We start from the raw sequence: 17735 nt of genomic DNA, 5'->3' as shown, positions 1-17735 counted from the left end.
AAAAAAATCGCCGCTTTTATACGGGATTTTCGTTTCCGTCGATCTCTAGCTAATTTAACGTGTTGCAAAATAGATACCTTTAAAATGAATAAAAAGCTTTTCGCTCTTCAGACTACAAACTCTAAAAAAAATTCATTTTACCCTAAAAATGTCAAATCTTATGCCTAAATATTAGGCATAGTCAGAATTTCTTGAGAAAAACAAGGAAATGAGCTATTTTAGTGACCCATTTTAAAAGGGGGGATTATGCAGATTCACGCCATTCAACCAGCCCAACCAACACCATTAATTACGCTGAAAAATATCAATGTGGTCTTTGAACAAAAGACAGCATTACGGGATATTAACTTCAGCATTTATCCTAATTCAATTATCACCATTGTAGGCCCAAATGGTGGGGGAAAATCGACCCTTTTAAAAACCTTATTAAAATTACAAACGCCAACATCCGGTGAAGTGATTTATAGTGCGAATGTCAGAATTGGCTATGTCCCACAAAAAATTCACCTCGATCACAGCTTACCAATAACGGTTGAGCGTTTTCTGGCGCTCAAAAAAGGTGTTAAAACGCAAGAAATATCAACCGCACTTGAGCAACTCTCTATCACTCATTTGAGAAAAAATAATATGCAAAAACTCTCAGGTGGGGAAATGCAACGCGTGTTATTAGCTCGTGCGATTTTAAACAAACCCAATTTACTGGTGTTAGATGAACCAACTCAAGGGGTGGATATTAATGGTCAAGCTGAACTTTATCAGCTGATTCACCGTACTCAACAAGCCTTAAATTGCGCAGTATTAATGGTTTCCCATGATTTACATATCGTGATGGCGGACAGTAAAGAAGTGTTGTGCATGAATCAACACATTTGCTGTGCCGGCACACCAGAAAGCCTATCGAATGATCCCACATTTATGCGTCTTTGGGGCAATCAAATCTCACAAAATGTGGGCTTTTATACGCACCATCATAATCACCACCATAATATGCACGGTGATGTTTGTAGTTGCAGTGCCAATCCATCTGAATGCCAACAATAAGGAAAAATCATGTTTGAGATTTTATTTCCCGCCTTGCTTACGGGCTTACTGCTTTCCTTAATTACCGCACCACTGGGTGCCTTTGTAGTGTGGCGTAAAATGGCTTATTTTGGTGATACCCTTTCCCACTCAGCCTTGCTTGGTGTGGCGTTAGGGATTTTCTTACAAATTAACCCTTATGTTGCCATTGTAATTTTGACGATTATTCTCGCTGTATTAATGGTTTGGCTCGAAAGTAACACGCAATTTTCAGTGGATACCCTTTTAGGGATTATCGCACACAGTTGTCTTTCTCTTGGTGTAGTCACGGTTGGCTTACTTAAAAATGTCCGAGTCGATTTAATGAGTTATCTTTTTGGGGATTTGCTCGCCATTAATTTTAACGATTTACCTTACATTGGCGTGGGTGTCGTCATTGTATTAGGCACACTGCTTTACTTCTGGCAAGCCTTACTCTCCACCACAGTTTCGCCTGAATTAGCCCAGGTGGAGGGCATTAACATTAAAAAAATGCGATTTATTTTAATGATTTTGACCGCACTTACGATTGCCTTAAGTATGAAGTTTGTTGGGGCCCTGATTATTACATCGCTATTAATTATTCCCGCCGCAACAGCAAGACGTTTTGCAAAAACACCTGAACAAATGGTGTTTATTGCGATTTTAATCAGTATGCTTTCCATCGTTGGCGGGTTATTCCTTTCCGCCTTTTATGATACAGCGGCGGGGCCTTCTGTCGTGATTTGTTCCGCATTTTTGTTTTTGTTATCATTACTAAAAAAGGAATATTTATAATCCGCTCCAACCAGTGAAAACCATTTGCACCGTACCTTAAATCTTGATAAAGTGCGGGCAACTTTTGACGATATTTTAGGATAAGAAATGAGCCAAGAATATTTAGATTTTGAATTACCTATTGCTGAACTTGAAGCCAAAATTGAAGCGTTACGTTCAGCATCTGATGACAAAATTGATTTACACGATGAAATTAAACGCTTACAAAAGAAAAGCGATGAATTAACCAAAAAAACCTTTGCAAATCTTGATGCATGGCAGGTTTCTCGTATGGCACGTCACCCAAATCGTCCATATACGCTTGATTATATCGAACATATTTTTACTGATTTCCAAGAACTTGCAGGCGATCGTGCCTTTGCAGATGATAAAGCAATCGTAGGTGGTCTTGCTCGTTTAGATGGTCGCGCGGTAATGATTATCGGTCACCAAAAAGGTCGTACAGTAAAAGATAAAGTAACACGTAACTTTGGTATGCCAGCACCTGAAGGTTATCGTAAAGCGCTACGTTTAATGCAAATGGCTGAGCGTTTCAACTTACCTATCATTACCTTTATCGATACACCAGGGGCTTACCCGGGCATCGGTGCGGAAGAACGTGGTCAATCTGAAGCCATTGCTCGCAACTTACGTGAAATGTCTACTTTAAAAGTGCCTGTTATCTGTACGGTAATCGGTGAAGGCGGTTCTGGTGGTGCATTAGCCATTGGTGTCGGCGACAAAGTGAATATGTTGCAATATTCAACTTATTCCGTTATTTCACCAGAAGGCTGTGCGTCTATCTTATGGAAGAGCGCAGAAAAAGCCTCTACCGCAGCAGAAGTGATGGGCTTAACAGCCACTCGTTTAAAAGAGCTAGGTTTAATTGATAATATCGTTCCAGAGCCATTAGGTGGTGCACATCGTAATTATCATGAAATGGCACGTAATTTAAAACAATGCCTTGTTGAAGAATTAAACGAATTAGATACCTTCGACAAAGATGGCTTATTAGAAAGACGTTATGAACGTTTAATGTCTTACGGTTATTGTTAATAATGAATGAAAAGAGCGGTTAATTTAACCGCTCTTTTTTGTGTTTTGAGAAATAATGCATGGATGTAAGAAAAAGCATCAATGCTAAAATAAAAATAATGTAAAAGGAGTTCAAAATGAAAAATGTATTAGCAATTCAATCTCACGTGGTTTATGGATTTGCCGGTAATAAATCTGCCACCTTTCCAATGCAGCTATTAGGCGTAGATGTGTGGGCACTCAATACCGTACAATTCTCTAACCATACTCAATATGGTAAATGGACTGGCATGGTGATTCCACAAGAGCAAATTGGTGAAATTGCCAACGGTTTAGATGCCATCGGAAAACTTCAAGAATGCGATGCGTTACTTTCTGGCTATTTAGGTTCAGCTGAACAAGTTGACCAAATTATCTATGCTTTAGAGAAAATTAAAGCTCGTAATCCAAATGCACTTTACTTGTGCGATCCAGTGATGCCAAATGCCGAAAAAGTCTGTGTCGTGGCGGATGGTGTACGTGAACGCTTAATTGAAAAAGCGATTCCACGTGCGGACATCATGACCCCAAATCTTTCCGAACTTCGTACGCTTTCAGACTTCCCGATCAACACCTTTGACGAGGTACTCAAAGCCGCCAATGCATTAGTGGCTAAAGGTGTGAAAAAAGTGTTGGTTAAACACTTAGGTAAAGCTGGTAAATTAAATGATCCTGATACCTTTGAAATTATTATGGCGACACCTGAAGGTGTATGGCATTTAAGTCGTCCCCTTTATAAATTTAACTTTGAACCAGTTGGTGTGGGTGATTTAATTGCAGGTACTTTCTTGGCGCATTACTTAAACTGTGGCAACGATGTTGAAGCTTTTGAAAAAATGAATAATGCTGTTGCAGGCGTAATGAAAACTACCTTTGATTTGAAATCTTACGAACTCCAACCTATTACTGCGCGTTTTGAGATCTTAAATCCAAGCACAAACTACAAAGCTGTTAAAGTTGCCTAATGGATCTTTTTTCATTATTCCAAGCACAAATCCCAACCACCGCCAATAAGCTTCTCATTGCTTTTAGCGGTGGTTTGGATTCAACTGCACTGCTTTCTTTAGTTAAAAAACTCAGCGAAAAACGACCGCACTTAAGCCTGAGAGCTATTCATATCCATCACGGATTAAGCCCGAATGCGGATACTTGGACGACTCATTGCCAACAACTCTGTGAGCAATTTGCCATTCCACTTATTATTGAAAAAGTCAAAGTGGAAATGCACAATGGCATTGAAGCGGGCGCAAGAGAAGCCCGTTATCAAGCCATTTCAACACATATTCAGCCAGATGAATATCTTGTCACTGCACATCATTTAAATGATCAAACTGAGACCTTTTTTCTGGCGCTAAAACGCGGAGCAGGATTGCAAGGTTTAGGTGCCATGCAAAAAGAAAGCCAATTATTTGGGATGCCTATTCTACGCCCACTCCTTTCTTTTAGCCGTAATGAATTAAAAGATTACGTTCAGCAAGAAAATCTGTCTTGGGTCGAAGACGAAAGCAATCAAGATAATCATTACGATCGCAATTTCTTACGTAACCAAATTTTGCCTGAAATACGCCAACGCTGGGGATATTTTGATCATGCAGTTCAGCGTGCCGCACAACATTGTTTTGAGCAACAGCAACTGATTAATGAATTATTACAAGGTTGTTTTGAGCTGCATCTTCTTGAGGATCAAAAACAGTTTTCACTCGTAAATTTTCTAGACTATTCATTACAAAAACAAACCGCACTTTTACGAATGTGGTTGGCTAAAAATCAGATTGCCATGCCTACGCAGGTTCAATTAATGCATATTATTGATGATGTTATTCAGGCAAAAGAGGATGCATCCCCACAATTTCAACTTGGGGAGCATATTATTCGCCGTTATCAACAATGTCTCTATTTAACGGGAAAATTCGCTGATTTGTCGCAAACTTGTCTTGATATGCCGTTAAATCAACAAATTACCTTGCCTGATAATCTTGGAACAATTTATGCTGTCCGCAATGCGACAGGCATTTTAGTGCATTGGAATGACAAACAAGTTCAACTTGCCGATACACAAGAATCGATTCAAATACGATTTGCTTATACTGGCAAAGTAAAACGACAGCATAATCGCCCTGCCGAAACCATGAAAAAAATTTGGCAAGAGCTCGGCGTTCCGCCTTGGCAACGAAATCGTATTCCACTCATTTTTTATGGTGAGACTTTACAAAGTGCGGTGGTTTTTTTCCGTGTTTTTCATAACTTAGAGAAATAAAAAATGGGTGATGATTCACCCATTTTTATGATTAAGAAAAGCGTTTAAAATGCCTGCTGTAAATTCTTTCCGTAAATAAAACCCCAGCGGCAAGGTATCAATCACTTCCCCATTTTTACCAATGCCTTTCGTAATGGCTTTACTGTTTGCACCTTTTGGACGCAGTTGCATAACTTCACCAATACGCGCCGTAATCTGATCTAACTTCCCGAGCACAATATAATCCATCAACTCTTCCCAATCTTGGCGTAATTGATGTTCTTGTTCAACCGAAGGTTGCCATAAGATAGGCTGACCAATATGGCGCTCACGCAAAGGAATATCTCGACTGCCTTCAATGGGAATCCACAAGACTTTCGATAATTTATGACGAACGTGCGAATTTTCCCAATTTACTCCTGAGTTTTGTACCAAGGGCGCAAGGCTCACAAACGTGGTTTCCAACGGAAAACCTTCGGCATTAATGGGTAAGGTTTTTAACTCGATACCTAAATGGGAAAAGTCCTGCTCTGCTTTACTACCAGCAGTCGCCCCCAATGCGCTTTCAAGCAACATTCCAACCCAACCTTTATCGCGTTTTAAATCTGGTGGAACGGGAATATTTAACTCATCTGCAAGTTCGCCAAAGGTTAACCCTGCAATAGATTGTGCTTTTTCTAATAAGGCTTGTTCGGTTTGTGGGATCATTCGTGGTATTTCTTCAATAATTTCGGTTTAACGTATTCTACGCCTTTGTCGATGTAAGGAATATTCTCTAATTTCAATAAGAAGCGTTTTGCCGGTAATCCACCACCAAAGCCGGTAATTTCACATTTTTTCCCTAATACTCGATGACATGGAATAATAATACTAATGGGATTACTCCCGACAGCTCCGCCAACGGCTCGCACCGCCTTAGGGTTATTAATGCTTTCTGCTAATCCACCATAACTCGCCGTTTTGCCATAAGGAATTTGACGCAATGCTGTCCAAATTGCTTGTTGAAATGCGGTACCTTTAGGCGATAAAGGAATATCGGAGAAACTTTCTGGCTCGCCATTAAAATAACGCATTAAAGCGCACCGAACTTTTTCAAAAAGCGGTAAATCTTCTCGTAAAATCCAATTTGGATTCGGCGTGGTTTGTTCTAATTCACAATCTAAATTTGTGAGATTTTCACCATCAGAAAGCATTAATAATCGACCAATTGGTGAGTCCATATAAGCATAAAAAAGTGCGGTCATTTTTCTCTCGTTTTTATGGAGTGATATAAGAAAAAAGCACACCGAACATGCATTCGGTGTGCTACGTATTATGCTAAATTTTTTACAAATTAGAAACTGTAGTTTAAGTTTAAACCGTAAAGGTTAGCACTTGCTTTAGACGTATAATTCGCTGTTACTGTCGCTAAGCCACCAATTGATTGGCTTTCGGTAAAGTGAATTTTTTTACCACGTAAGTGTGCAAAGCCCGCATCAATAGAAAGATTAGGAGTAACTTTATAAGTTGCCCCTACGCTATACCACATACGATCAGTATCTGGAATAGATGCACTTGCATGTTCTGTTGTTGCAGCAGCTTCATCATAAGCAATACCGGCACGAAGCGTTAATTTATCATTTACATTATAGGTTGCACCTAATGCATAACGAGAATTGCTACGGTATTTTTCATCTTTATGGAAAGCTAACTCTCCATCATCAAATGTCGCGTGTAACTCTTTGAAACGACTCCAGTGTGTAAATTTGTAGCTGTAGTGTAATGCTAAATTATCTGTGATTTGGTGGAAACCTGATAATTCTAAATAATCTGGTAAGTGTAATGTTAACCCACCTGCAGCAGGCCCTTGACCACGAATAGTACGACCTGCACTCACAGCATTATCATCTTCAAAGTCAATATCGACTTTTGAGTGGTAGGCTAAACCAACACGATTATTTTCGTTAAACTCGTAAACTAAACCTGCATTCCAACCAAAACCCCATGCATTTTTATCTTGTAAATGGGTTAATACGGTTTCTTTATTCACACCTTGTAATTTTGCTAAAGAAGCGGCTGCGTTTGGTGAAATTCGTCCAGCTCTCACTAATGCAGGAACTAATGGTGCAACATTTTTTACTGCATCACTTAAAATACCAGCACGACGTTCAATTTCTGCTTTTGCATAAACTGCATTTAAACCCACACCAGCAGTTAAACCTTGAGAAACACGATATGAACCGCTTAAATTTAAGTTAATCGCACTTAAATCAGTTTTACCACCGAATACACCCGCGTTGTAATCTGATTCATATTCACTTTTTAATCCAAAATTCACATTCATACCACCACCAATGGCAAATTTGTCATTAATTGGTGCCACAAAATACATATTCGGAATCAATGAACCAGGAACGACACTATTATGAGCTGCAGAACCTACAGCAACCGTACGACCTAGTGCATTAACGGTAACAGGGCCACTCATGTGAATTTTAGAATCCACATAAACGCCGCCCACAGAGAATTGATTAGTTTTGAATAAGCTCATTAATGCAGGGTTAGTGGCAACTACTGCAGCATTATCAGCAATTGCTGCTTCACCCGCATAAGCACGACCAAGACCTGATGTAGAAACTTCTGCTAATTGGAATGCGGCTGCATTTGCACCGCTTGCTACTAACAATGTGGTCATTGCTAATAGCGTTTTATTAAATTTTGTCATTTGGAACCTTTGTTATTAATAATAATGAAAAAATCCGCGAGATTCTAAAACTCCAATAAATGGAGTGCAAATTATTTTAGATTAATTTTTAAGTGTTCCGACCAGTGATAAATAAATGATATTTAAATTAAAAAAATGCGGCTACTTTGGCAGAGCGTTTTAAAAATGCTAGAATAGAACCAATCTAATTTTAAATAAGGAAATCCTATGACAGTAACATGCAAAGCAGAAGAATCTCTCACTTGTAGTTGTGTTGATGTGGGTACGATTATTGACGGTTCAGATTGCTCTGTTGATATTCATCAAACCTATGCAAATAAAGCTGAAGCTGAAGCGGCACTTAATCGTTTCATTGAAAAAGCTCGCAAAACAGAAAGCGATCCTTGTGACATTAAAAGTGAAATCACTGAAACTGAAAATGGCGCAAATTTAACAGCTCGCTTTACATTTAGTTGCCAAGCTGAAGCGATGATTTTCGAATTAGCGAATCGCTAAAAACACATTAAAAAATAACCGCACTTTATCATTCAAAATAAAGTGCGGTTATTTTTTTGCTTAAATCCTAATTAAATCGCTATCGCAAACGTTTGCTTAATCTGATACAATCACGCCGTTTTATCATTTAACCTAAAAATATAGGATAACATTGTGAGCAAACCATCATTAAGTTATAAAGATGCAGGCGTGGATATTAATGCCGGTAATGAATTAGTTGAACGTATTAAACCACACGTGAAACGAACTACTCGTCCTGAAGTCATTGGGGGATTAGGTGGGTTTGGCGCATTATGTGCTATTCCGGGTAAATATAAAGAACCGATCCTCGTTTCAGGTACAGACGGTGTAGGAACAAAACTACGTTTAGCCATTGACTTAAAAAAACACGATACCATCGGTATTGATTTGGTTGCAATGTGTGTTAACGATTTAGTCGTGCAAGGTGCAGAGCCATTATTCTTCTTAGACTACTACGCTACAGGAAAACTTGATGTGGATGTTGCCTCTGATGTGGTAAAAGGCATTGCAGAAGGCTGTGTACAATCGGGTTGTGCATTAGTGGGTGGTGAAACCGCTGAAATGCCGGGTATGTACCACGCTGGCGATTATGACCTAGCAGGTTTCTGTGTGGGTGTCGTCGAAAAATCAGAAATCATTGATGGTAGCCAAGTTAAAGTAGGAGATGCTTTAATTGCACTAGGTTCAAGTGGCCCGCATTCAAATGGTTATTCTTTAATTCGTAAAGTCATTGATGTTGCTGGCGTCAACCCAGCCACTGAGCAATTAGATGGTCATCCATTAAGTGAACAAGTGCTTGCACCGACAAAAATCTATGTAAAATCTGTTCTCGCTTTAATCAAACAAACGGAAGTCCATGCTATCGCACACTTAACGGGTGGCGGTTTCTGGGAAAATATCCCTCGTGTATTACCGAAAAATACCAAAGCTGTTATTGATGAAAGCAGTTGGGAATGGCAACCCGTATTCAAATGGTTACAAGAAAAAGGCAACATTGAAACCTATGAAATGTACCGTACATTTAACTGTGGCGTTGGTATGGTGATTGCATTACCACAATCGCAAGTGGAAACCGCTTTAGCGATTTTAAAACAATCCGGTGAAAATGCCTGGTTAATCGGTCATATTGAAAATGCGACAGATAACGAACCACAAGTTATTATTAAATAATTTCTCTTTTCCATTTCAGGGCGAAAATTTCAGAATGAAAGGTTCGCCCTTCTTTTATGTAGAATAATATGAAAAAAATTGCCGTCCTGATTTCAGGGCAAGGATCAAATCTTCAAGCGATAATTGAGGCTTGTCAAACTGGGTTTATTCCAGGAAAGATCGTGACTGTCATCAGTAATAAAATCGATTCATTTGGTTTAGAACGCGCTAAAAGTGCGGGCATTCCTAGCCGAGTTTTTTTACGTCAAGATTTTACGTCCAATCTCGATATGGATAAGGCTATCTGTGATTATTTAGACGATCTCAATGTTGATCTCATTGTGTTAGCCGGTTATATGAAAATCTTAACTAAACCATTTACACAACGTTTTGCTGGGAAAATTTTAAATATTCACCCTTCCCTTCTACCCAAATATCCTGGGTTACATACTTATCAAAGAGTACTTGAGAATGGCGACAGCGAACACGGTACGACCGTGCATTTTGTCAATGAAGAGATCGATGGCGGTGCCATTGTGTTACAAGCTAAAGTACCTATTTTCCCTGGCGATACAATTGAAGAAATTGAACTTCGTACACGTGAACAGGAATATAATATTTATCCTTTAGTGATTAAATGGTTTATTGAAGATCGATTAATACTCATTGAAAATCAAGCCTATTTAGACGGCAAGCCGTTACCACCGAATGGTTACGCTAATGAGTAAAGCGATATGCACTCTTGAAAAGGGTGACGTAAATAACCATTAAACAACCTGATTTTATGAAAAAAACAATAAACCCTGTATAATCGGGGTTTTATTATTGTGGGATATAGTATGCAAATTAACTTTACTCAGATTTTTCAAGATAGTCTCAATTTTATGCGTAATCAGCGAAAAACCGTGCTGATTTTCGTTGGGATTTTTGTCGTTTCACAATTAATTAATGCATTAGTCAGTGTCCCAATGCCGAGCTTGGGTGATAATCCTAATCCGTCACAACAGGATATTATTGATGCATTAAGCAAAGTAGAGCCAACTGCACTGATTGGATCTTTTGTATTCCAACAATTATTGATGTCTTTTATTGCGACCTTCGGTATTGCAACCATTCATCATATTAGTCAGCAAAATCAAAATCCGATTAATCAAGGGCTCATGCTGACATTGCGTCGTTTTTTAGGTGTGGTCGTTTTAGATATTTTTATGAGTTTGCCGCTTTTATTTGGCCTTGCTGATGTCATGAGCTCATTTTTAAGCAAAAATGCCCTCTCCCCTCTAGCCTTTGTTTCAATGGTATTTGGTTTATTTTTCTTTGTTCGCCTATGCTTATCGCCTGTGCATTACATTGCGTCCAATCAATCTATCGGGCAAAGTGCTTTACAAGTATGGCGTGCAGGTATTAAGCGTAATGGCGTATTAATTATTTATGCTTTACTCACTTATTTACTTCTTCCTTTAGTAGTGAACACCATTGGTGCAATCTTAGGTTCATCATTTTTAAGTGCTATTGTTGGTATCCTGGCTGCATTATTTCAAATGTTTATTTTGGTATTTACTTACCGTTTTTACAGCTTATTTATGAAGGCATAATATGAAACAACTTCTTGAATTTATTCCGCTTGTTCTCTTTTTCATCACCTACAAAATGTTTGGTGTGCGTGATGCAGCCATCGTATTAGTGATTGCAACCATTGTTCAAATGATTGTGCTAAAACTGAAATATGGCGTGATTGAGAAACAACAAAAAATCATGGCAATTGCTGTCGTCTTTTTTGGATTGCTTACTGCTTATTTCAATGAAATCAAATACCTACAATGGAAAGTCACGATTATTAATGCCTTATTTGCCATTGTTTTATTGGTTGCACAATTCCAATTCAATACGCCATTAGTGAAAAAGTTATTAGGCAAAGAAATCCAGTTACCGGACAATGTGTGGAACAAATTAAATGTAGGCTGGGCAGGATTTTTCATTCTGTGTATGCTGGTAAATATTTATATCAGCCAAAATATGTCTGAAGATGCTTGGGTTGATTTCAAATCTTTTGGTTTACTTGGTATGACCTTTGTTGCAACAATTGTCAGCGGTGCTTATATTTACCGTTACTTACCTAAAGATGATCAAAAAAATGACGGGGACAAATAATGGTTTCAAATCTTATCGATAAAGACGGTCGTCAATCTAAAGGCGTATTATTATTACGTACCTTAGCGATGCCTTCAGACACCAATGCGAACGGTGATATTTTCGGTGGCTGGATTATGTCACAAATGGATATGGGCGGAGCAATTCTAGCAAAAGAAATTGCTCATGGTCGTGTGGTCACCGTTGCCGTAGAAAGTATGAATTTCATTAAGCCTATCGCCGTCGGTGACGTGGTGTGTTGTTACGGCCAATGTCTCAGTGTGGGTCGTTCTTCTATTAAAATCAAGGTAGAAGTATGGGTGAAAAAAGTTGCAAGTGAACCAATTGGGGAACGTTATTGCGTGACAGATGCCGTATTTACCTTTGTCGCCGTAGGAAAAGACGGCAAATCCCGCTCTATTCCACGTGAAGGTAATCTTGAACTAGAGCGAGCATTAGCCTCTATCGAAGAATTAAATTGTTAAAAGGATAAATGATGTATTACGTGATTTTTGCCCAAGATATTCCTGGCTCTTTAGAAAAACGTCTTTCAGTACGTGAGCAACATCTTGCTCGTTTAAAACAATTACAAGCAGAAGGTCGCTTATTAACAGCAGGTCCCAACCCCGCCATTGATAATGAAAATCCTGGCGAAGCTGGCTTTACCGGCTCGACAGTTATTGCTCAATTCGAAAGCCTATCTGCAGCAAAAGACTGGGCGGCACAAGATCCTTATGTTGAAGCGGGTGTTTACGGTGATGTGATTGTGAAGCCTTTCAAAAAAGTTTTCTAAATAAAACGAACTCTACACTCAAAGACGGATCTAAATATCCGTCTTTCTCTTTATATGGAATCTCCTATGCGAGCACTTAAACACACGACAATTTCATTATTTATTTTAACCGCACTTTCAGGTTCAGCTTTGGCAAATCAACATGCCCATAAAAGCAAAAATGAAACTCCACCACAAATTAACCTTGCTGAAGAACAAGCCAAATGGGCACAACAACAGCATGCTCATGAATTAAAGCTGATTGAACAACGCGCGACGTTTCTGCAATTAGAATCGCTCCTAAAAAGTGCGTTCAAAAATAATCATGTTTTTAATAATGCCAAATTGTTTCTTGGGCTTATTGATTCTTTAAAAGGTTATCCATTGCAAACTGATGCTATGGCGGCTTATTTAGATGCACGTGTAAAAAGCGTTAATCGCGATACGCCTCGTGAAGAAGTAAATGCATTACGAACAGACATTGAACAATTTCTTCAGCAGCATGCCTCTCATTTTCTACGCGGAAAATTAGAACAAAGTATTTTTACGTTGTTAATCAATGCTGAAGATACTCAAGCGCTTGCCAAACTCACGCCAAATAATTTGGAAAGACAAATTGCCGTACTTACGGCTAAATATCAAATAGAAGCATCCAATACTAGTCAAACGGCAGAAAACCAATCAAATGACAAGAATAAATCGGCTATTTTGTCTGAATATGAACAACTTTGGCTCAATAATGCTGAACTTCCTAATGATGCTCAGCTGTGGGCTGCTTGGTATTCACAAGGTGGACGGACTGAAGAGAAGATCTATCAAAAAGCGGAGATGCTCTTTGGTAAAAATGATGCGAAAGGCCTCGAAATACTCGCTAAAGAGTTAGAAAAAATTGAGAATGCTAAAGAAGACGAACAAGTAGCCGCTCATTTAGCGCTCTATCAGGATCTCTTAAAAAATCCAGCAAATTTGAAAATACTCGCGGAGAGACTGCCATTAATTGATGGTAATACGAATAAAATCACCAATAAATTTGCCGTAGTGCTAGGTTTTTCTCGTTATTTGCGGACGATTCCGGAAAATATGAATGAGCCAACTTTCACCCCTTACGAGCAATGGGCGAAGAATTGGCAATTAAATGAAACGGAATTACGTGATTGGAAAATCGCCTTTATTAGCCGTTTCTTTGATAATGAAAACCCTAACTTTGTGCAATGGCGCGATCAAGAAATCCTAAAACTGAATGCCGATAACCTCATTGAACGTCGTTTACGTACGGCTATTTGGCAACAAACGGATTTGCTTGTCTGGTTAAATGCCCTTTCCGATGAGACGAAACAAAAACAAGAATGGCGTTATTGGATGGCTAAAATAGCTGCTCAAGCATCCGATAAAGATGCGAAACAACGATTAGAAGCTTTAGCGAAAGAACGTGGTTTTTACCCAATGTTGGCTGCGGTCAAATTAGGACATTCCTACAAACTGGATATGCCTAAAATTCCTCAAGAGTCCAATATCCAAGAGAAGTATTCAGCTGAATTAGCTGAGATAGCAGAACTGCGTCAATTAGATCGATTAGGTGCAGCCAAACAACGTTGGCGTTCTCTATTAGAAAAATTACCGCAAGAGAAACAACTTGCGTTAAGCCAATATGCGAATGAACAAAATTGGTTTGAATTAGGCGTGGATGGGTCGATTATTGCGAAAGCATGGGATTATATCGGATTACGTCTACCAAATGCTTACAGTCAATATTTTGATATTGCCCTCAGTAATGTGAATCTCAGCGCAACGGAACCTCAAGCGATTGTGGATAATCGTGTAACCAAAACTTTTGCGATGGCAATTGCTCGCCAAGAAAGTGCTTGGAATCCAATGGCACAATCTTCCGCAAATGCGCGAGGATTAATGCAGCTATTACCAAGTACCGCGCAAAAAACGGCAGAAAATCAGCAACTTCCTTATAATGGAGAGTTAGATTTATTCAAACCGCTTAATAATATTTTACTCGGTACGGCTCACTTAAATGAGTTAAATGCTAAATACCCTAATAACCGCATTTTGATCGCCTCCGCCTATAATGCGGGAGCAAGCCGTGTCGAAAATGGCTTGCGAGAGCCAATGGCAAATTGGCTATGGATGAATTTATTGCCTCCATTCCATTCTTTGAAACTCGAGGTTATGTTCAAAACGTATTAACTTACGATTTTTACTATCAACACCTACAAGACAAAGAAAAATTACAAACCTTTAGCAAAGAGGAATACGATCGGCTATACTAGTCGCACTAGTTTAATAGTATAGGATTGTTGATATGTATATTAGTCGCAATTTAGAACAATGGAATGCTTTCCTCGCGACCTTGCAAACCGCGTTTGAACAAGGGAAAGCACAAGATTTATTAACGCTTCTGCTCACGCCAGATGAGCGCGATGCAGTAGGTTTACGTTTACAAATCGTGGCGCAGTTATTGGATAAAAATCTCTCACAACGAGAGATTCAACAAAATCTTAATACCAGTGCGGCAACCATTACGCGTGGTTCTAATATGCTCAAAACAATGGATCCGGATTTTATAAACTGGGTGAAAAGCCAACTCGATGAGCAAGCTGCAAAAAACTAAGCGAATTCTGACCGCACTTTTACCTCTTTTTCTCCCATCTTGGTGGAAAAAAAATTGGCAACGGGTTGCGTGGCGTTTTTCTCTCGCAATCCTGGCATTTTTCATTTGCTTCCGCTTTATTCCTGTTCCCTTCTCTGCCTATATGGTACAGCAAAAAATCGGGCATTTATTACAGTTGGATTTCAGCTATTCAATCAAATACGATTGGGTGAGCCTTGATGAAATCTCACCGAATATGCAACTTGCAGTGATTGCCGCTGAAGATCAAAAATTTCCAAACCACTGGGGCTTTGATTTTGAGGCGATTCAAAAGGCCTTTAAATTTAATGAAAAATCTCGTCGAACCCGAGGTGCTTCAACGATTTCTCAACAAACCGCGAAAAACCTCGTTCTCTGGCATGGACAAAGTTGGTTTCGCAAAGGATTAGAAGTTCCCACAACGGCATTAATGGAAATCTTTTGGTCCAAAGAACGCATTTTAGAAGTGTATTTAAACATCGCTGAGTTTGGCAATGGTATCTTTGGTGTAGAGGCAGCCAGTCGCTATTACTTCAAAAAATCAGCGAAAAATTTAACTCAATCAGAAGCGGCATTACTCGCTGCAGTTTTACCGAATCCTATTATCTATAAAGTGAATAAGCCTAGTGCGTTAGTTCGTAAAAAACAAAGTTGGATTATGCGACAAATGAATGGATTAGGCTTGAATTATCTAAAAGAAATGTAGATTCGTTATAAAGAAAAAACCTTGAAACTCACTTTAAGTTTCAAGGTTTTAAATTTGGTGGAGATAATCGGGATCGAACCGACGACCTCTTGAATGCCATTCAAGCGCTCTCCCAACTGAGCTATATCCCCAAATAACGCAAGCTATGATAAATTTCGGCTGATAAACTGTCAATATTGAAATAATCAAATCCCGCTTATCAGCCTAAATATTAAGCGTTTTGAGATTTAATAAAATCAATGGCACGTTGGATGCGCGCTAACACACGTTCACGACCGATACCCACTAATGTCACATCCATAGAAGGTGATTGACCTGAGCCTGTTACTGCCACGCGTAATGGCATCCCGACTTTTCCCATACCCACTTCTAATTCAGCCGCGGTTTGTTCAATCGCTTCATGCGTAGAATGTAAATCCCAGCTAGAAAGTGCGGTCAATTTTTCTTTTACTTTTTCAAGTGGTTCAATCGCTGCTGCTTTAAAGTGTTTCTTCACTGCCGCTTCATCAAAACTTTCAAACTCTTCGAAGAAATAACGGCTTGCTGATGCCATTTCTTTTAAGGTTTTACAACGTTCTGCAAGCATCGTCACGATTTCAGTTAATGCTGGGCCATTTGATGTATCAATACCTTGATCTTTATAGTGCCATGCAAGGTGTTTGGCCACATATTCAGGTGGTAACTCACGAATGTAATGGTGATTTAACCACAATAATTTTTCCGTGTTAAATGCACTCGCTGATTTACTCACATGATCTAATTCGAAGAATTTAATCATTTCTTCACGTGTAAAGATCTCTTGGTCACCATGGCCCCAACCTAAACGAACAAGATAGTTGATTAATGCTTCTGGTAAATAACCGTCATCACGATATTGCATCACACTTACCGCACCATGACGTTTTGAGAGTTTTTGACCATCATCACCATTAATCATGGAAACGTGCGCATATACAGGAATTGGTGCGCCTAACGCTTTTAAGATATTAATTTGACGTGGAGTGTTGTTAATGTGGTCTTCACCACGCACAACGTGAGTAATACCCATATCCCAGTCATCTACCACCACACAGAAGTTATAGGTCGGAGAACCGTCTGTACGACGAATAATTAAATCATCTAATTCGCTGTTGCTGATTTCAATGCGACCACGCACCGCATCATCAAACACGACTGAACCTTCTGTTGGATTTTTAAAACGTACTACGTGTGGCTCATCAGCTGCATGATTGTGATCATATAAACAATGACGGTCATAACGTGGTTTTTCTTTGTTTTGCTCTTGTGTATGGCGTAATTCTTCTAAGCGCTCTTTAGAGCAATAGCAACGATAAGCCAAGCCCTGCTCAATCATTTCATCAATCACTTGATTGTAACGATCAAAGCGTTTGGTCTGATAATAAGGACCATGCTCCCAAGCAAGGTTTAACCACTCCATCCCTTCAATGATTGCTGCTGTTGCTTCCGGTGTAGAACGCTCTAAATCGGTATCTTCAATACGTAATACAAATTCACCGTTGTTATGTTTTGCAAATAACCAAGAATAAAGGGCTGTACGTGCGCCGCCTACGTGCAAATAACCTGTCGGGCTTGGGGCAAAACGCGTACGTACTTTGACATTCGGATCTAATTCAAAAGGAGGAACAATTTTCATTTTCTTAATAACCTATTCATTTACAAAAATTAACTTTATTTTACTACGACTTGCGTGACTTCTAAATAAAAAATCTGATTTTATGCCTATTTTTGCAACAACTAGACGCTTTTTCATAAAAATATATTGACTGAAATCTCATTATACTTATAATGCCAATCCACAACATTAAGGGCGATTAGCTCAGTTGGGAGAGCACCTCCCTTACAAGGAGGGGGTCACTGGTTCGAGACCGGTATCGCCCACCACTTTTCTAAAGTGTTCTTTCCGCTCAAACTTTCCCATTATTTAAACGCTTTTCTTATGTGGGCGATTAGCTCAGTTGGGAGAGCACCTCCCTT

General features: G+C 39.2%; 18 protein-coding genes, 2 tRNA genes and 1 pseudogene. 16 read left to right on the top strand and 5 right to left on the bottom strand.

Annotation, left to right across the window (positions count from 1 at the left end):
- The first annotated feature begins 246 nt into the window (after positions 1-246).
- The 5 genes from znuC to tilS all read left to right on the top strand — a co-directional run bounded on the left by znuC (position 247) and on the right by tilS (position 5146).
- Positions 247-1041 carry a zinc ABC transporter ATP-binding protein ZnuC gene (gene znuC / locus HMPREF2750_RS06055; RefSeq protein WP_070583056.1) on the top strand — a complete coding sequence of 265 codons (795 nt, stop codon included), beginning with the start codon at positions 247-249 and terminating at the stop codon, positions 1039-1041.
- A gap of 9 nt (positions 1042-1050) precedes the next feature.
- Entirely contained in the window at positions 1051-1836 is a 786-nt protein-coding gene (gene znuB / locus HMPREF2750_RS06050; protein WP_070583055.1) for a zinc ABC transporter permease subunit ZnuB, read from the top strand.
- A gap of 87 nt (positions 1837-1923) precedes the next feature.
- On the top strand, positions 1924-2871 hold the full coding sequence (accA, locus tag HMPREF2750_RS06045; RefSeq protein WP_049369151.1) for an acetyl-CoA carboxylase carboxyl transferase subunit alpha: 948 nt from the start codon (positions 1924-1926) through the stop codon (positions 2869-2871).
- Positions 2872-2987: 116 nt separating this feature from the next.
- A complete protein-coding gene (pdxY, locus tag HMPREF2750_RS06040; protein WP_070583054.1) occupies positions 2988-3854 on the top strand; it encodes a pyridoxal kinase in 867 nt (288 codons plus the stop codon).
- Positions 3854-5146: a tRNA lysidine(34) synthetase TilS gene (gene tilS / locus HMPREF2750_RS06035; RefSeq protein ID WP_070583053.1), complete on the top strand. Its 1293-nt coding sequence runs from the start codon at positions 3854-3856 to the stop codon at positions 5144-5146. Before pdxY ends, tilS begins: the two co-directional genes overlap by 1 nt.
- Before the next feature lie 15 nt (positions 5147-5161).
- Here the strand turns inward: tilS and mutH are convergent, their stop codons facing one another.
- From mutH to HMPREF2750_RS06020, 3 genes are all read right to left on the bottom strand, one after another.
- The gene (mutH, locus tag HMPREF2750_RS06030; protein WP_070583052.1) at positions 5162-5833 is read right to left on the bottom strand and encodes a DNA mismatch repair endonuclease MutH; all 672 of its coding nucleotides are present in this window, start codon (positions 5831-5833) and stop codon (positions 5162-5164) included.
- A complete protein-coding gene (locus tag HMPREF2750_RS06025; protein ID WP_070583051.1) occupies positions 5830-6369 on the bottom strand; it encodes a methylated-DNA--[protein]-cysteine S-methyltransferase in 540 nt (179 codons plus the stop codon). Before HMPREF2750_RS06025 ends, mutH begins: the two co-directional genes overlap by 4 nt.
- Positions 6370-6458: 89 nt before the next feature.
- Positions 6459-7829: an outer membrane protein transport protein gene (locus HMPREF2750_RS06020; RefSeq protein WP_070583050.1), complete on the bottom strand. Its 1371-nt coding sequence runs from the start codon at positions 7827-7829 to the stop codon at positions 6459-6461.
- A gap of 207 nt (positions 7830-8036) precedes the next feature.
- Here HMPREF2750_RS06020 and HMPREF2750_RS06015 point away from each other — a divergent pair, with 207 nt between their 5' ends.
- The 10 genes and pseudogenes from HMPREF2750_RS06015 to mtgA all read left to right on the top strand — a co-directional run bounded on the left by HMPREF2750_RS06015 (position 8037) and on the right by mtgA (position 15740).
- Positions 8037-8324, top strand: a complete 288-nt coding sequence (locus HMPREF2750_RS06015; protein ID WP_005697117.1) for a YfcZ/YiiS family protein — start codon at positions 8037-8039, stop codon at positions 8322-8324.
- A 153-nt stretch (positions 8325-8477) separates the two neighbouring features.
- Positions 8478-9515: a phosphoribosylformylglycinamidine cyclo-ligase gene (gene purM / locus HMPREF2750_RS06010; RefSeq protein WP_049372957.1), complete on the top strand. Its 1038-nt coding sequence runs from the start codon at positions 8478-8480 to the stop codon at positions 9513-9515.
- 68 nt (positions 9516-9583) lie between these two features.
- Positions 9584-10222, top strand: coding sequence for a phosphoribosylglycinamide formyltransferase (gene purN / locus HMPREF2750_RS06005; protein WP_070583049.1), 639 nt, complete (start codon positions 9584-9586; stop codon positions 10220-10222).
- A 111-nt stretch (positions 10223-10333) separates the two neighbouring features.
- Positions 10334-11089: a hypothetical protein gene (locus tag HMPREF2750_RS06000; protein WP_049372959.1), complete on the top strand. Its 756-nt coding sequence runs from the start codon at positions 10334-10336 to the stop codon at positions 11087-11089.
- A 1-nt stretch (position 11090) separates the two neighbouring features.
- Positions 11091-11645, top strand: a complete 555-nt coding sequence (locus tag HMPREF2750_RS05995; RefSeq protein ID WP_049372960.1) for a septation protein A — start codon at positions 11091-11093, stop codon at positions 11643-11645.
- On the top strand, positions 11645-12109 hold the full coding sequence (gene yciA, locus HMPREF2750_RS05990) for an acyl-CoA thioester hydrolase YciA (protein WP_049372961.1): 465 nt from the start codon (positions 11645-11647) through the stop codon (positions 12107-12109). The genes HMPREF2750_RS05995 and yciA overlap by 1 nt, the downstream gene beginning before the upstream one ends.
- Positions 12110-12120: 11 nt before the next feature.
- Positions 12121-12417 carry a YciI family protein gene (locus HMPREF2750_RS05985; RefSeq protein WP_070583048.1) on the top strand — a complete coding sequence of 99 codons (297 nt, stop codon included), beginning with the start codon at positions 12121-12123 and terminating at the stop codon, positions 12415-12417.
- Positions 12418-12483: 66 nt separating this feature from the next.
- Positions 12484-14675, top strand: a pseudogene (locus tag HMPREF2750_RS05980) (transglycosylase SLT domain-containing protein).
- Between the two features lie 32 nt (positions 14676-14707).
- The gene (trpR, locus tag HMPREF2750_RS05975) at positions 14708-15016 is read left to right on the top strand and encodes a trp operon repressor (RefSeq protein WP_049374481.1); all 309 of its coding nucleotides are present in this window, start codon (positions 14708-14710) and stop codon (positions 15014-15016) included.
- The gene (gene mtgA, locus HMPREF2750_RS05970) at positions 14994-15740 is read left to right on the top strand and encodes a monofunctional biosynthetic peptidoglycan transglycosylase (RefSeq protein WP_070583047.1); all 747 of its coding nucleotides are present in this window, start codon (positions 14994-14996) and stop codon (positions 15738-15740) included. Before trpR ends, mtgA begins: the two co-directional genes overlap by 23 nt.
- A 55-nt stretch (positions 15741-15795) precedes the next feature.
- On the opposite strand, the gene HMPREF2750_RS05965 is transcribed toward mtgA, so the two are convergent.
- Positions 15796-15871: transfer RNA gene (locus HMPREF2750_RS05965), tRNA-Ala, on the bottom strand.
- An 80-nt stretch (positions 15872-15951) separates the two neighbouring features.
- On the bottom strand, positions 15952-17394 hold the full coding sequence (gene gltX, locus HMPREF2750_RS05960) for a glutamate--tRNA ligase (RefSeq protein WP_070583046.1): 1443 nt from the start codon (positions 17392-17394) through the stop codon (positions 15952-15954).
- A 172-nt stretch (positions 17395-17566) separates the two neighbouring features.
- Between gltX and HMPREF2750_RS05955 the strand changes: the two genes are divergently transcribed.
- Positions 17567-17642 (top strand) — tRNA-Val (locus HMPREF2750_RS05955).
- Positions 17643-17735 lie beyond the last annotated feature (93 nt).

It is taken from the genome of Haemophilus sp. HMSC066D02, assembly GCF_001810545.1.
Lineage (GTDB): Bacteria > Pseudomonadota > Gammaproteobacteria > Enterobacterales > Pasteurellaceae > Haemophilus_D.
The sequence above is the reverse complement of the archived record's forward strand: the minus strand, read 5'-3'. Positions and strand labels throughout refer to the sequence as shown.

What these genes read in the sequence shown, in the direction of transcription:
- HMPREF2750_RS06020 (WP_070583050.1), bottom strand. Translation starts at nt 7,829, where the DNA reads ATGACAAAATTTAATAAAACGCTATTAGCAATGACCACATTGTTAGTA.
- HMPREF2750_RS05985 (WP_070583048.1), top strand. Translation starts at nt 12,121, where the DNA reads ATGTATTACGTGATTTTTGCCCAAGATATTCCTGGCTCTTTAGAAAAA.
- znuC (WP_070583056.1), top strand. Translation starts at nt 247, where the DNA reads ATGCAGATTCACGCCATTCAACCAGCCCAACCAACACCATTAATTACG.
- HMPREF2750_RS06000 (WP_049372959.1), top strand. Translation starts at nt 10,334, where the DNA reads ATGCAAATTAACTTTACTCAGATTTTTCAAGATAGTCTCAATTTTATG.
- yciA (WP_049372961.1), top strand. Translation starts at nt 11,645, where the DNA reads ATGGTTTCAAATCTTATCGATAAAGACGGTCGTCAATCTAAAGGCGTA.
- mutH (WP_070583052.1), bottom strand. Translation starts at nt 5,833, where the DNA reads ATGATCCCACAAACCGAACAAGCCTTATTAGAAAAAGCACAATCTATT.
- pdxY (WP_070583054.1), top strand. Translation starts at nt 2,988, where the DNA reads ATGAAAAATGTATTAGCAATTCAATCTCACGTGGTTTATGGATTTGCC.
- trpR (WP_049374481.1), top strand. Translation starts at nt 14,708, where the DNA reads ATGTATATTAGTCGCAATTTAGAACAATGGAATGCTTTCCTCGCGACC.
- purN (WP_070583049.1), top strand. Translation starts at nt 9,584, where the DNA reads ATGAAAAAAATTGCCGTCCTGATTTCAGGGCAAGGATCAAATCTTCAA.
- accA (WP_049369151.1), top strand. Translation starts at nt 1,924, where the DNA reads ATGAGCCAAGAATATTTAGATTTTGAATTACCTATTGCTGAACTTGAA.
- HMPREF2750_RS06015 (WP_005697117.1), top strand. Translation starts at nt 8,037, where the DNA reads ATGACAGTAACATGCAAAGCAGAAGAATCTCTCACTTGTAGTTGTGTT.
- tilS (WP_070583053.1), top strand. Translation starts at nt 3,854, where the DNA reads ATGGATCTTTTTTCATTATTCCAAGCACAAATCCCAACCACCGCCAAT.
- mtgA (WP_070583047.1), top strand. Translation starts at nt 14,994, where the DNA reads ATGAGCAAGCTGCAAAAAACTAAGCGAATTCTGACCGCACTTTTACCT.
- gltX (WP_070583046.1), bottom strand. Translation starts at nt 17,394, where the DNA reads ATGAAAATTGTTCCTCCTTTTGAATTAGATCCGAATGTCAAAGTACGT.
- HMPREF2750_RS06025 (WP_070583051.1), bottom strand. Translation starts at nt 6,369, where the DNA reads ATGACCGCACTTTTTTATGCTTATATGGACTCACCAATTGGTCGATTA.
- znuB (WP_070583055.1), top strand. Translation starts at nt 1,051, where the DNA reads ATGTTTGAGATTTTATTTCCCGCCTTGCTTACGGGCTTACTGCTTTCC.
- HMPREF2750_RS05995 (WP_049372960.1), top strand. Translation starts at nt 11,091, where the DNA reads ATGAAACAACTTCTTGAATTTATTCCGCTTGTTCTCTTTTTCATCACC.